The sequence below is a fragment of the Winogradskyella eckloniae genome (assembly GCF_013249045.1).
Taxonomy (GTDB): Bacteria; Bacteroidota; Bacteroidia; order Flavobacteriales; family Flavobacteriaceae; genus Winogradskyella; species Winogradskyella eckloniae.
Map to the genome: position 1 here is coordinate 1 of NZ_JABRWP010000011.1, position 15,896 is coordinate 15,896.

Sequence of the window (15,896 nt, forward strand, 5' to 3'; positions counted from 1 at the left end):
TGGTTGGGATGGCACGTTTAATGGTAATAAAATGCCAACAAGCGACTACTGGTTTACAGTAGAGTATGACGAGCCAGGCACTGATATCCGTAAAGAATTTAAAGCCCATTTTACCTTGAAACGATAAGGTGAAATCTAAATCATAAGTATTAAAAAAAGCCTGAGTATTAATTTACTCAGGCTTTTTTATACTTAATAATTTATCGTATACATTTCTTATGTTACTCAATTTAAGATGTTATTGTTTTAGCAAATGTTATAAAACAAATACATGTATAGATTGTAACCATGTATTCATTAGATTTTAGTCTACCTGATAACCTTTTCCAAGCTGACAACTTAGAATAAAACTATGTGCATTACCTAAGGGTGAATTATTTGTAGCTAAATTGTAGCTGTACATAAATCGGAAATTGTTAAATAAGTATATACCAGCTAATAGATTATAAGAGTTACTTGTTCTATATCCAGCACCTAATTCAAATTGATTTTTAAAGCTGACAGCCACATTAATATCTGCTTGTAATGGAGCACCATTTTCATGTTTTAATAAGATATTAGGTTTAATCATTAGATCTTTAAATCGATTGTTATAAATACGGTAACCAAGGTAACCATAGTAGGTGTTAGTAATATTAAAACTCTTATCAGAAACTAAGGCATCACCTAAAACATTGGGTGATGAGATACCAATATAAAACGTGTGGTGGTTAAATAAGAAACCAAATCCAATTGAGGGTACAGTAGCATTGATATCTTCTGCAAAGACATGATCATCCATGATTCCTAATTCTGTTAAATTGTCTTGATACTGTTGTAATCCAATGGTTGCACCAAAAGAGAGTACACCTGGATGGTAATTTTGCCAATATGGTCGATTGCTATCAAAATCAAAATATATTTTGTAGGCGTAAGAAGCAAAAAATCGAGTGGATGTTGTTACGCCAATTTGATCTCTAGTTATTCCTGCACCAATACCTGCTTTCTTTTCATTTATAGAGCCATGACCACTAAACGCAAAACTTTTTGGGCTGCCTTCAAATGCATTAAAATATCCCATATTACTAATAGAAAATTCAGTATTTGGGGTTACACCTGCATAAGCAGGATTAATTATAAATGGGTTATAATTGTATTCTGAAAACAACGGTGTTTGTTGGGCACTTACAGTGTTTAAGGTGCACATTACGAATGCTAATACAGCAATTATTATCTTAGTTTTAGTTCTGAAATTCATCAAATTATCTTTTAATAATGACGTAACCTTTTAAGGTTTTAAAATTGTGTTCACCACTTATTGAAAACTGGAAAAAATAAGTACCATCAGGCAGGTTTCCTGCTCCCATTTTAGTTTTTCTATTAGCAATACCTCTAAAAACATTAGTCGTATTATTGTAATTATTGATTTCAAAAACTAAATCGCCCCATCTATTAAAAATAGAAACTGTATTATTAGGATGGTCTTCAATACCTACAATATTCCAGAAATCATTAACACCATCTCCATTTGGAGAAAAACCATACTTTACATCGTTTTTGGGTATTTTGAGTGTTGTGAAAGTACTTTCATAGCAACTTTCTGCTACACCATTTAGGTTATATGGTGTTATGGTTACATAATATGTGGTAAGACTTTCTAGATCATCATCAAAGTTATATGTAGTGGTAGCGCCAACATCAATATTGTTTAATATATCGGTTCCACCAGAGATTGTCCCAATAGACAAAAAGTATCCATCTGCATTAAAAATATCTTCCCATTCTATGGTAGAATTTACCTCAACATCAGTTTCGCCATTAAATGGTGATAAGAGCTCTGTACACAACGGTGTTTTTACGATACTAAAACTTTCAGTTGTACATCCAATTGCTTCCACTGTTCCATTAATAGGCTTAATGGTTATTGAAACAACTTCATTTGTTTCAAACGGATTCACAAAATTGTAAAAGGTGTCTGTGGTTTCAAAATCAGTAATGTCATTATTAGCAGTACCCGAAATGGTAAGTCTATAGGCTGTTGCGTTTGGCACTGCATTCCACGTTATTTGGCTAAGCGTTGTCGCCACATCAGTGTCGTTATGTGCTGGACTAATAAGTTGAGTACAGTTAGGTGTTTCAGGAATAATAGTAAAACTCTCTGAAGTACAACCAATCGCATCTACAGTAACGTTAATAGGTACGATAGTTACAGAAACCACTTCATCATTTAAAAATGGATTTGGGATAGTGTAAAAGGTATCTGTAGTTTCAAAATCCGTTACATTGTTATTAGCTGTACCCGAAATGGTAAGTCTATAGGCTGTTGCGTTAGAAACTAGATTCCATGAGATTTGACTGAGCGTAGTCGCCACATCGGTTTCGTTATTTAGAGGACTAATAAGTTGAGTACAGTTAGGCGTTTCAGGAATAATAGTGAAACTTTCTGAAGCACAACCTGTCGCTTCAACTGTTCCGTCAATAGTTATAATTGTAACGGTAACGACTTCGCTATTCACAAACGGATTCGCAAAATTGTAAAAGGTGTCTGTAGTTTCAAAATCAGTGACATTGTTATTAGCTGTACCCGAAATGGTAAGTCTATAAGCTGTTGCGTTTGGCACTGCATTCCACGTTATTTGGCTAAGCGTTGTCGCCACATCAGTGTCGTTATTTAGTGGACTAATAAGTTGGGTACAGTTAGGTGTTTCAGGAATAATAGTAAAACTCTCCGAAGTACAACCAATCGCATCTACAGTAACGTTAATAGGTACGATAGTTACAGAAACCACTTCATCATTTAAAAACGGATTCGAGATAGTGTAAAAGGTGTCTGTAGTTTCAAAATCCGTAATGTCATTATTAGCTGTACCCGAAATGGTAAGTCTATAGGCTGTTGCGTTAGAAACTGAATTCCATGAGATTTGACTAAGCGTTGTCGCCACATCGGTTTCGTTATTTAGAGGACTAATAAGTTGAGTACAGTTAGGCGTTTCAGGAATAATAGTGAAACTTTCTGAAGCACAACCTGTCGCTTCAACTGTTCCGTCAATAGTAATAATTGTAACGGTAACGACTTCGCTATTCATAAACGGATTCGCAAAATTGTAAAAGGTGTCTGTGGTTTCAAAATCAGTAATGTCATTATTAGCAGTACCCGAAATGGTAAGTCTATAGGCTGTTGCGTTTGGCACTGCATTCCACGTTATTTGGCTAAGCGTTGTCGCCACATCAGTGTCGTTATGTGCTGGACTAATAAGTTGAGTACAGTTAGGTGTTTCAGGAATAATAGTAAAACTCTCCGAAGTACAACCAATCGCATCTACAGTAACGTTAATAGGTACGATAGTTACAGAAACCACTTCATCATTTAAAAATGGATTTGGGATAGTGTAAAAGGTATCTGTAGTTTCAAAATCCGTTACATTGTTATTAGCTGTACCCGAAATGGTAAGTCTATAGGCTGTTGCGTTAGAAACTGGATTCCATGAGATTTGACTGAGCGTTGTCGCCACATCGGTTTCGTTATTTAGAGGACTAATAAGTTGAGTACAGTTAGGCGTTTCAGGAATAATAGTGAAACTTTCTGAAGCACAACCTGTCGCTTCAACTGTTCCGTCAATAGTAATAATTGTAACGGTAACGACTTCGCTATTCATAAACGGATTCGCAAAATTGTAAAAGGTGTCTGTGGTTTCAAAATCAGTAATGTCATTATTAGCTGTACCCGAAATGGTAAGTCTATAGGCTGTTGCGTTTGGCACTGCATTCCATGAGATTTGATTTAGCGTTGTCGCCACATCAGTGTCGTTATGTGCTGGACTAATAAGTTGAGTACAGTTAGGTGTTTCAGGAATAATAGTAAAACTCTCTGAAGTACAACCAATGGCATCTACAGTAGCGTTAATAGGTACAATAGTTACAGAAACCACTTCATCATTTAAAAATGGATTCACAAAATTGTAAAAGGTGTCTGTAGTTTCAAAATCCGTAATGTCATTATTAGCTGTACCCGAAATGGTAAGTCTATAGGCTGTTGCGTTAGAAACAGGATTCCATGAGATTTGACTAAGCGTAGTCGCAACATCGGTTTCGTTATTTAGTGGACTAATAAGTTGAGTACAGTTAGGCGTTTCAGGAATAATAGTGAAACTTTCTGAAGCACAACCTAAAGCCGTTTCTGTTGTATTGAATGGAACAATACTTACGGTAACCACTTCGCTATTCACAAACGGATTCACAAAATTGTAAAAAGTGTCTGTGGTTTCAAAATCGGTTATATTGTTATTAGCTGTACCCGAAATGGTAAGTCTATAGGCTGTTGCATTTGTAGCCGCACTCCAAGTTATTTGATTTAACGTAGTGTCGATATTTGTAGCACCATTTATAGGGCTTAATAGATTTGTACACGTAGGACTTGTAGAAATAGGATCTTCTGTTATGAAAATTTCTTCATTACAGCCAGTAGCATCTCCAACAGCATTGTAAGGAATAATTGTAACGTAATAGGTTCTTGAATTGTCTAAATCATAAGGGATGTCATAGGTTGTCATGTTACCAACATCAATACTGTTAGCGACTTCAATGCCGCCACTTGTTGTACCGATACTAATAAGGTAACCAGTGGCATCTGCAACCGCATTCCACGTGACGTCTGTGTCAACTGCTACGTTATTAGCATTATTCACAGGATTGGAAAGGTTGGTACATACAGGCGCTGTAGGAATGGTTTGTGTTGTGAAACTTTCTGTTGTACAACTATTAGCATTGCCTTCTTCGTTATAAGGCGTAATGGTAACATCTATTAAAGTTTCTTCTGGTAATTGGGTAGTAAAATTATAGGTACTTACATTTCCTACATCTTCATTAGATAATATTATAATTCCGCCTGGATTTGTAATTGCGGTAATTCTATAACCATCTGCATTGGCAATAGGAGTCCAGCTGATATCAGTATCTACATCAACTTCTGTAGCACCGTCGATTGGAAGGGTAAGATTTGTACACGCAGGTATTGCAGCAGGATCTGAAGAAATCGTAAAGCTTTCTTCGGTACATGGTCCTATAGCATTACCATTATCATTAAATGGTATAATGGTTACATAAACAGTTTCTCCACCTGTAAAATCATTAACAAATTCATAGGCTGTAACATCTCCCAAGGTTTCATTTATAACAGTGCCACTCGGTTGAATTGTTATTTCTAAAGTATAACCACTGGCAAAAAGTACATCTTCCCAAGTTAAATTGGTGTTTACTGGTACGTTGGTATCGCCATGTAATGGTAAAATGAGTTGTGTACATTCTGGAATAGGGCAATCTAAAATATCTCCATTAATAGTCCATCCAAAATTATCAATAATTGATTGTCTTTCTTGTAAAGCATCACAATAGAGTAGTGAATCTGCGCCTAGAGTCAGTCCAGAGGTTAGCGTCAGTTCTGACCAGGCAATTAAGGTGGCGTCATAGTTTTCTCTGTTTAATCCAGAGTCGTCAAGCATGTCTACAACATTAATAACGTTACTCATATCCCAATCCACTAAATTTTGATTAAAAGCTGATGCATTTCTAAACATACTTGTCATGGTAACATTGCCAATGTTCCATTCGGACATAGATTGGTTATAAGCCACAGCATCTCTAAACATATTTGTCATATTTTGAACGCCAGTGACACGCCAGTTGTTTAGTGTTTGATTAAATGATGTCGCTCCATAAAACATATTTTGCATAGTCGTTACACCACGCACATTCCAGCTATTTATTTCACTATTAAAAGAAATAGCATCTTCAAACATACCTTCCATTGTTGTAACAGAGGCCACATTCCAGCTATTCATGGATTGATTATAAGTGGTAGCACCTCTAAACATTTCTTCCATAGTGGTCACAAAAGACACATCCCAAGAGTCTATGGTTCTATTAAAAAGTGTAGCACCTTTAAACATGGCTTGCATATTTAAAACTTCTCCAGTATCCCAATTATCTAAGGGCTGGTCAAAGGCGATAGCGTCTTCAAACATAGACATCATATTGGTTATAGAAGCGACATCCCAATCGTTTAATGGATTGTTAAATAGAGTGGCTTCTTTAAACATAGCGTCCGTGAGGGTTACAGAACTCACATCCCAGTCATTTAGAGTTTGATTAAAACTAACAGCTTCTTGAAACATAGAAGACATTGAGGCTACTGCACTCACATCCCAGTTTCCGATAGGTTGATTAAATAGTGTTGCACCTTCAAACATTGAACTCATGTCTACAACAGAGTTAACATCCCATTGATCTAAAGGTTCATTAAATGCAATGGCATTTTCAAACATACTTGAAGTGGTAAGTACATTGGTAACATTCCAGCTATTAATATTTTGATTGAACACAGTAGCATTTGCAAACATGCCAGACATATTTGTTACCGAAGAAACATTCCAAGTATTTAAAGGTTGATTAAAAGAACTGGCATTTGCGAACATTCTATACATTGTATTTACACTACTAACATCCCAAGAAATTAATGGTTGGTTAAAGCTCGCGGCATAAGAGAACATTTGTTGCATATCGATTACGTTGCCAACATTCCATCCATCTATGGGTTGATTAAAAGCATCTGCAGAATAGAACATGCTTTCCATATCATTAACGTTTTCTACATTCCAGCTACTGATATTGCTATTAAAAGCGTCTGCATTTTCAAACATTTCTTTTGTAGACGTAACGCTGCTTAGATCCCAACTATTTAGGGGCTGGTTAAAAGCTGTCGCACCTTTAAACATATTTTCCATGGTTATGACGTTAGCCACATTCCAATTATCTAATGGTTGGTTAAATGCTATGGCTGTTTCAAACATTCTATAGGTAGTGGTTACATTAGCCGTGTTCCAACCATTTATATCTTGATTAAAGGTGTCGGTCCTATAAAACATAAAAGATAGGTTTGTTACATTAGAGATATCCCAGTTATTTAATGGTTGGTTAAAAATATCTGCAACGGCAAACATGCCGTACATATTAGTAACATTACTTACATCCCAATCATTAATGTTTCCATTAAAATTTTGGCAGACTATAAACATTCTACTCATGTCAGTGACTATAGAAAGGTTGGGTATATCTGTTGCCGCATATTCCATGTTTGAACAGCCAGCAAATGCACCTTCCATGCTTTCCCAAATTTGTGTTCCCCATTGGTCTATAGAAATTAACTTGAAAGAATCACTATGAAATTCTTCGTGTCTTGGCGCAGGGAAATCGCCAATTATGCTAACGGTATAAATTCCTGGATTTAAATAGGTGTGAATAATTTCTTCAGAAACATTATTGTCGTATTGGCCATCACCCCAATCTATAGAATAATTATAAGTAAATCCATTTTGAACCTGCATTTTGAGTTGATTAATTGGCGTGGTATGGCTGTTTTGTTGTAATTGCGTATCGTAGGTTAATTTAAAGGCATCGGGACTATTTACCCAACTCTCAACAGTTTTAAAATAGATTTCTTCACAGCCAACGGCAGGACCTTCATCGTTATATGGAATGACAGTGACATAGACATTATCGCCAGGTAAAAATTCATTTGTAAACGTGACACTCACTACATTTCCAACGTCTTCATTATCATAAATTGTTTGTATTATATTGCCAAAATCATCTTCTCTACGAATACTGACGTAATACCCAGTTGCATTTGGAGCAGGATCCCAAATTATATTAGAGTTTGCAGGTACATTAAGATCACCATTTATTGGAGAAATAATCTGAGTACAAATTACAAAAGAACAATCTACACTATCACCTGTAATAGACCAATTATGGTTGTCTATTAAATCTTGTCGTTCATCAAGGCCATCACAATACGTAAGCGTATTTGCACCTAAAGACACGTTGTTTTGAACACTTTGAGAAGCCCAACTTATAAGCGTAAGATCATAATTTTCTAAAGATAAGTTAGAATTGCTGAGCATTGACTGCATGTTATTTACATTTGAAATATTCCATGCCGCTAGATTTTGATTAAAGGCACTAGCGTTATTAAATGTATTATTCATTGTAGTAACATTACTAACATTCCAATTATCTAGATTTTGATTGAATTGTGTAGCATTGCTAAACATGCCACTAATATTGGTTAGGGCAGTGGTTGTCCAGTTATTTAACGGTTGATTGAATAGTGGTGTTTGAAAAAACATTGAAATCATATTTTCCACAGACTCAACATTCCAAGATTCAATAGGTTGATTAAAATTTGGAGCATAACTAAACATGGATGACATATTGGTAACATTTTCTACATTCCAATTTCCAATAGGTTGGTTGAAGTCACAACGTCTAAACATTTCACTCATATCAGTGACATTGACGGTATTCCATGCGTCTAATGGTTGATTGAAACTTGTACTTGCAAAATTACCATCAAACATGCCATGCATATTGGTAACATTGCTAACATCCCAAGAGTTTAAAGGTTGATTAAAATTTTGTGCTCTTTCAAACATAGAAATCATGGAGGTTACACTAGATACATCCCAGTTTCCTATAGGTTGGTTAAAGTCAGTTGCTTCACTAAACATTTGGTCCATTAAAGTTACGTTAGCAACATTCCATAAATCAAGTGGTTGATTAAAATCTTCAGCATCATCAAACATCCTTGTCATGTTAGTAACGTTACTGACGTTCCAATCATTTAATGGTTGATTAAAAATACGAGCATCTTCAAACATCTCGCTCATATCTGTCACGTTAGCAACATTCCACGAGTTTAATGGCGAATTAAAACTTGTTGTGTTTGCAAACATCCGAAACATTGTAGTCACTTGGTTAACGCTCCAATTGTCTATATTTTGGTTAAAATCGCTCGCTGCGTTAAACATATTAGACATGTCTGTTACAGAAGCTGTGTTCCAGCTATCTAAAGGCTCATTGAAATTTCGAGCATCATAGAACGTTTCAGACATATTAGTAACAGCACTGACATTCCAGTTATCTAATGGTCGGTTAAAAGTAATAGCATCTGCAAACATGCCAGATAGATCGTTAATGGTCGTTATATTCCAATGATTAACAATACCATTAAAAGCAACACAATTTCTAAACATGTTTCGTAAAGTGGTAACTTGAGATAAATTTGGAGCGTCTATGGCATCAAAATTTAAATTTAAACACCCCCAAAATGAGTTTTCCATACTTAACCACTGAATATTTCCCCAACTTAAAATTTCTTCAATCTTTAAGTGATCTCCAGAATTGTTAAAATATATCTGAGGAAATGTACCTGAGATATTTATGGTATAACTGCCTGGAGACGCATAAGTGTGTGTGATGTTACCAGTGACGTTGCTATCGATATTACCATCTCCCCAATCAACCGTGTAATTATAGGTATATATAGAATTTGTTGGTATTTCAATTTGGTTATCTAATGTAGAACTGTTATCGGTATTGGAGGTGTTCCATATCGCACTAAAACCTTGACCATAAGTACTTATACTGAGTACTAACGCGAAAAATAGGGTAATATATTTATTCATAATTAGGGTCTTGTTTAATCAAAATCAGATTTTTAGTTTTTGGCATTATTTAAATAATCGACAAAATACCTAAAAATCAGTTAAAACGCAATTATTGATTCGTTTTTATATTAAATTAATTTTTAGAGTGGCTTAATTAATGATGCCAACAAACCATTTAATTTTAACTAATTTGTTATTGTCTGGTTACAAAACTAGTTTAGAATAGTTTGTTGTACTACCCTGAATTCCGTTAATTAGTACTACTATGAATAGGTAATTTTATAATGTATAATTCCATTAGTTTGTAAACCTAACAGCCTATATTTCCTTATTTTTACCAAAAATTAAAGGATGTCAATTATAGAGAAATTAAAATGGCGTTATGCAACGAAGAAGTTTGATGCTGCCAAGAAACTGTCTGATGCGCAGGTGAATACATTAAAAGAGGCTTTTAATTTAACAGCATTATCTTATGGATTGCAAACACTAAAAATGGTTGTTGTGCAAAACCAGAATTTGCAAGATCAATTGGTTGATGTGTCCTTTGGTCAGCGTCAAGTAGCAGATGCATCACATGTATTAATATTATGTATACAGACTAAGATTGACGAAAATGATGTCGATGCTCATTTTGAAACTATAAAATCTATACGAAATACACCAGATTCTATCTTAGATCCTTTTAAAGCTCAGTTACATACTACCATTAAAGCTATGCCTTTAGAAAAAAAGGTAGGTTGGGCTACAAGACAAGCTTATATAGCATTAGGTAATCTAATGACAGTTTGCGCAATTGAAGGAATTGATAGTTGCCCAATGGAAGGTTTTTTACCTGCCGAGGTGGATAACCTACTTAAATTAGATGCTTATGGACTAAATTCCGTTTTAATGCTTCCGGTTGGGTATAGAGCAGAGGATGATATGTTTGCTGAGTTCAAAAAAGTGAGAAAACAAATGTCTGAAACAATTATAGAAATGTAGTTTGGTTTTCTATCTTAAAATCTTCAAAATGCTATATTTGTTAGCCTAAGTTTTATTTTTTATACTATATTTATTTATGCCAGGATTCGAGTTATTTAGTGATTTAGAACGAAAAGAAGTAAACGATGTATTAGACAATGGTGTTTTAATGCGTTATGGTTTTGATGGGATGCGAAAAGGCCATTGGAAGGCTAAAGCGCTTGAAGCAGAATTAGCAACCACTTTTAAATCTAACCATGTTCAATTAGTGTCTAGTGGTACTGCTGCTGTTTCGGTTGCGTTGGCGTCTGCAGGCGTAGGTGCAGGAGATGAGGTTATAATGCCAACGTTTACGTTTGTAGCTAGTTTTGAAGCCATAATGATGTTAGGCGCAATTCCTGTTCTAGTAGATATAGACGATACCTTAACCTTAGATCCTAAAGCAGTTAAGGCGGCTATAACACCAAAGACAAAAGCTGTAATGATTGTGCAAATGTGTGGTTCTATGGGAAACATGGAGGCCTTGAGTAAAATTTGTAATGACCACAATTTAATTTTTGTTGAAGATGCATGCCAAGCTATAGGAGGTTCTTATAAAGGTAAACCTTTGGGTAGTATTGCAGACCTAGGTTGTTTTTCCTTTGATTTTGTAAAAACCATAACCTGTGGCGAAGGTGGCGCAGTGGTAACGAATAATAAAGCATATTACATTAATGCAGACCATTTTAGTGATCATGGGCATGACCATGTTGGTAATGACAGAGGCGCAGAAACACATCCGTTTTTAGGGTATAATTTTAGAATTTCAGAATTGCATGCGGCTGTAGGCTTAGCTCAAGTAAGACGATTACCAGAGTTTATTGCAATTCAAAAACGAAATTATACAATACTGAGAAACGCATTGACAGAAATTCCGGAAGTAACATTTAGAAATGTGCCAGACGGTGGAGAAGAGAGCTATGCCTTTCTAAACTTTTTTATGCCAGATTTAGAATTGGCTCAGAAAGTGACAGCAGCTTTTAAAGCAAATGGTGTAGATGCCTGTTGGAATTATTACCAAAACAATTGGCATTATATTAGAAAATGGAATCATCTAAAAGATTTAAAGTCGTTATATCCTATTTCTTCCGAAGTTAAAAAAGGCTTAGAGTACCTTAAAACTAAATCCTTTGATCAGTCCGATCATTATATTTCTCGTAATATTTCTTGCTTAATTAAATTATCTTGGACAGAAAAAGAAGTGAAAGAACGCGCAGATAAAATGGCTCAACTCATATCGTCTGCAATTAATTAATCTATAATATCATCATTTTTATGCACAAAACATTATTATTTATTGCCATTATTTCGTTATGCTCATTTAATTGCTTTTCTCAAAACAATAGTTATTCTAAATTTTGGGATCAATTATTATCTAATAATAGAACAGAAGCAGGGAAGATCATAGAAAAAAGCAAAAACTCAGATACGGAATGGTTAATAATGTATGAGTTATATAGAAATGAGTCGGGTAAAATAGAACGTAATGACGATTTTTTAAATGCATTTTTACAAAAGAAAGATTTTGAATTTTATCTGTATGCGTTTTGGAATAGAACCTTTCTTTTTGATGATTACTTAGATGAAGGCTTTAATAAAAACACCTTTGAAACATTAGATAAAGTTGCTGCTTTAGAATTAGAAAGTACAGATATTAAAGATGCTGTAATTTATTTAGATGCCATTAGAAATAGACATGATAATGATTGGGAATCTTACTATGACTTAAATTCTAAAATAAATGCTATAAAAGATTGGCAGTATTGTGGGAGTTTTGAAAACCTAAATAAGAGTGGTTTAGATAAATTCTATGAGCCAGAAACTACGCCAAGTAATTCTGTAGACTTTGATGCAAAAAGTAATGGTGTCATTCATTGGTATGAGGGTTCAAATCCGATAGAAGCTTATCAAAATTTTTCAAATCATAATGAATATGGATCAAGTGTAAATTATGCACAGACTTTTGTTAATTCTTCGGAAGATCAACGAATAATTGTAAGGGTAGGCTGTGGTTCTGCATTTAAGATTTTTATAAATGATGTAGAAGTTTATAAATACGAAAAGGATGTTTCGTCAGATATAAATGGCTATGAGTTTCTAGTTAATTTACCTAAAGGAAATAATAGGTTAGTGCTCAAATCTGCGGAGAGCAATTCTAATGCTTATTTTATGGTATCTATTTTTGATGAAAATAAAAAGCCATTAAATAATATTACCACTTCAAATAAGGTCACGGCATATAATAAATCATCACTTTCAGATTTAAATCCAATTGAGAAGAAAAATGATATAGAAAATTATTTTGAAATAAGAAGAAAAGAACAACCTAATAACTTTTTGTATGCTTACGCCTTATATAGTACTTATTTAAGAAATTCAAAATATAATGAAGCTAGAGATATTTTAATGCCATATTATAAAACGTATCCAAAAAGTTCATTTCTTAGAAGTGCTTTGATTACCACATATAATTTGGAAAAAGATTATACATCTTCTAATGAATTAAATGAAAACATAGAGAGAGATGATCCCGATTATTATTTGCCAATTATAAATAAAGTTACTGAGTATGATGAACTCTCTAGGCTTTCTATGGATGAGTTTGAAGCATATATAGAGAAATTAAAAAATGCTTTTGATTCAGAAATTATAAAAGGTGCGGCAGAGTTTTTGTACCACGCAAGAAAAGAAGATTTAACAGGTATAAAAGAAACGTTAGAACGTTTAAATACATTAGCTGAAACATACGATAATACGCATTTTAAATTAAGATATGCTCCACTTTTTGACCAACTTTTTCAGGATCAAGATAGAACTATAACGGCTTTAGAAAACATCATTAAAGATAATTTTAGCATTAGTGCAGAGAATAAACTTATCGTTTACTATGATAAAAAGAATGAAAAAGATAAAGTTTTAGCATTAATTGATAAACATTATGAAGAGTTAAAGAACGATAATTCTTATTTAAAGCGAATTGTTAACCGTTATGTAGAATATCAAATGTTTGATAAAGCATTACCATATACAGCAGAAATGCTTCAGAATTTTCCATATAGTTTTACAACAATGGAACTTAGAGGTGATATTCTAAAACAAATGGGAAAAACAAAGGAGGCTTTAGTCTATTACGAAAAAGCACTTACACATAATAGTGGAGATACTGGACTTAGAAAAAAGATCAATGACCTTTCAAAAAAATCTAATATTATTAATGAATTGGTTTTAGAAGAGGCCTACGATTATATCACAGAACATAGAAATAAGATAACCACCAATAATTACGGTTTTAACATACTATTAGATGAAAGTAATATAGAGATCTTTGAAGAAGGCGGTTTTAAGTATAGGTATGTCTATATCTACGAAGTTACTTCTAATAGTGGTATAGAAACCTTTAAAGAATACAATTTAGGATTAGGTGGATCCTATAAGTTTTTAAAATCTGAGTTGGTAAAACCCAATGGTAATCTTGTGCCTGCGGAGCGCAGCGGATCAAACCTGGTTTTTAATGATATAAGTATAGGTGATGTGGTATATATCGATTACGAAGGCGTCGCAACCACAACAGGACGATTCTATAAAGATATTTCAGATAAATTACAGTTTGATTCCTTTCACCCAATGGTGTTTACTTCAATTGATATATTGGTGCCTAAATCGAGTCATCTCAATTATAAATATATAAATGGCAACTTAGAGCCTAAAATATCCAATAAAAAAGATTATAAATTATATCAATGGGAATTAAAAGGTGCTAAAACAATGGACTATGCTGAAGATTATATGCCAAATTCAGTGGATCAATTAGGTTACCTTCATTACAATACAATAGATAGTTGGAATGAAATTTCGGAATGGTACTCAGATTTGGTTAGGACGCGTATTGAAATTAATTCTAAAGTTGAAAGTGAATTTAAGACTCTTTTTCCTAATGGACACAAAAACTTAACAGAGGATCAACGCGCTAAAATTATCTATGATTATATCACGTCTAATTTTAATTATAGTTACGTAAGTTTTAAGCAAAGTGGCTTTATTCCGCAAAAGCCAGCCAAAACCATTAATACTAGCTTAGGTGATTGCAAAGATTTTTCAACATTGTTTGTTACTCTAGCAAAAATGGCCGATTTAGAATCAAATTTAGTACTCGTATTAACATCAGATTATGGTAGAAACAATTTGGTTTTACCAAGTACAGATTTTAATCACTGTATCGTAAAAGTGATGATAGATGGTAAAGAACAGTTTTTAGAATTAACCAATAAATATTTACCATATAAAGCTTTACCAACTAGCCTAAGAGGTGCAACAGCATTAGAAATTCCGTTTAGTACAGCGACAACTACAAAAACATATGATTTAATACATTTAGATGGTGTCAATAGAGTAAAGTCTGCAATTAATAATGACGTAATTATTAATTTGTCTGAAGAAAGTATCAATTTGAAAATAGCGACTGAAGTTATCGGTCATAATACACCATATTATAATGAGGTATTTAGTGAGCCAAACATTGAAGTTGTAAAAAAATCAATAACGGAAGATTATAAATCTAAACTTATTGATGATTTTACATTAAATACTGTATCAGACTATAAAAAAGATAATGATAACGCCTCATTGACTTTTAATACCGATTTAACCTTAAATAAAAAGAGGAGTAGTATAGGATCCATAAAAATCCTTCAATTACCTATTATTACGCATCCATATGAGAATTCTATTATTCAGTTAGAAGAGAGAAACTATCCAATAGAATACATTCAATATGAGACTGTAGATTCTTATCGCACATCATATAGTATTGTGATTGACGAAGAACAGACTTTTGTTGAAATACCAGAAAGTAAAAATCTTAACTTTAAGAATCATAAGTATTCTATTACGTATGATAATCCAAAACCTAATCAACTTAATGTAACCATTGAAGCTGTTACACCATATGATAACGTGTCTCCTGAAGATTACAAAACTTATAAAGCATATGTTAAGAATATTTTAGATACCGAATTAGAATATATTGGGTTTAAATAAACCTATCAGTTTTAGAAATTTAAATTTAGTTGAAAGAAAGGCCACTTATAAAGTGGTTTTTTTTGTGCAATTAATTTCTTTCAGTTTTACCTGTGTTGAATTCAAATCAGCTTAAGTAATAGTTCAAATTATTGTAGCTGCTGAAATGCCTTCAACCAACAATATGGGTCTTAATTTTATTAAATTAAATCGCGTGTAACTCCCGTAAATACTACAATGTTACATATCTCATAGCATTTGTTACATGTCTTACAGATATGTAATGATGTGTTCTATAATTTTACATCAGTATTAAATTCCCCCTTTGTACTAACTATAAATTGTGCCTTGTTAAACAATACAATTAAGATGAAAAATTTTATGGGTTGTAAAAAAAAT

The 15,896-nt window shown here is 33.5% G+C and carries 6 protein-coding genes; 4 read left to right on the top strand and 2 right to left on the bottom strand.

All coding sequences use genetic code 11. From position 1 onward, the window contains the following. Nucleotides 1-127: T9SS type B sorting domain-containing protein (locus HNV08_RS14940; RefSeq protein ID WP_173282167.1), on the top strand; the 127-nt coding region annotated here is incomplete at its 5' end. A gap of 177 nt (nucleotides 128-304) precedes the next feature. On the opposite strand, the gene HNV08_RS14945 is transcribed toward HNV08_RS14940, so the two are convergent. Next, entirely contained in the window at nucleotides 305-1,237 is a 933-nt protein-coding gene (locus HNV08_RS14945) for a PorP/SprF family type IX secretion system membrane protein (protein WP_173282168.1), read from the bottom strand. A gap of 4 nt (nucleotides 1,238-1,241) precedes the next feature. Then, nucleotides 1,242-9,500 (bottom strand): BspA family leucine-rich repeat surface protein, encoded by an 8,259-nt coding sequence (locus tag HNV08_RS14950; RefSeq protein WP_173282169.1) that lies wholly within the window; start codon nucleotides 9,498-9,500, stop codon nucleotides 1,242-1,244. A gap of 333 nt (nucleotides 9,501-9,833) precedes the next feature. On the opposite strand from HNV08_RS14950, the gene HNV08_RS14955 reads away from it, so the two are divergent. The 3 genes from HNV08_RS14955 (at nucleotide 9,834) to HNV08_RS14965 (ending at nucleotide 15,518) form a co-directional block, all read left to right on the top strand. Further along, nucleotides 9,834-10,463, top strand: coding sequence for an NAD(P)H-dependent oxidoreductase (locus HNV08_RS14955; protein WP_173282170.1), 630 nt, complete (start codon nucleotides 9,834-9,836; stop codon nucleotides 10,461-10,463). Nucleotides 10,464-10,539: 76 nt separating this feature from the next. Further along, complete coding sequence (locus HNV08_RS14960) at nucleotides 10,540-11,736, top strand: DegT/DnrJ/EryC1/StrS family aminotransferase (protein ID WP_173282171.1); 1,197 nt, start codon at nucleotides 10,540-10,542, stop codon at nucleotides 11,734-11,736. A gap of 20 nt (nucleotides 11,737-11,756) precedes the next feature. Next, a complete protein-coding gene (locus HNV08_RS14965; protein WP_173282172.1) occupies nucleotides 11,757-15,518 on the top strand; it encodes a transglutaminase domain-containing protein in 3,762 nt (1,253 codons plus the stop codon). Nucleotides 15,519-15,896 lie beyond the last annotated feature (378 nt).

Bases quoted from the DNA above. Each gene is read 5' to 3' on its own strand.
- HNV08_RS14945 (WP_173282168.1), bottom strand. From the start codon at position 1,237: ATGAATTTCAGAACTAAAACTAAGATAATAATTGCTGTATTAGCATTC.
- HNV08_RS14950 (WP_173282169.1), bottom strand. From the start codon at position 9,500: ATGAATAAATATATTACCCTATTTTTCGCGTTAGTACTCAGTATAAGT.
- HNV08_RS14955 (WP_173282170.1), top strand. From the start codon at position 9,834: ATGTCAATTATAGAGAAATTAAAATGGCGTTATGCAACGAAGAAGTTT.
- HNV08_RS14960 (WP_173282171.1), top strand. From the start codon at position 10,540: ATGCCAGGATTCGAGTTATTTAGTGATTTAGAACGAAAAGAAGTAAAC.
- HNV08_RS14965 (WP_173282172.1), top strand. From the start codon at position 11,757: ATGCACAAAACATTATTATTTATTGCCATTATTTCGTTATGCTCATTT.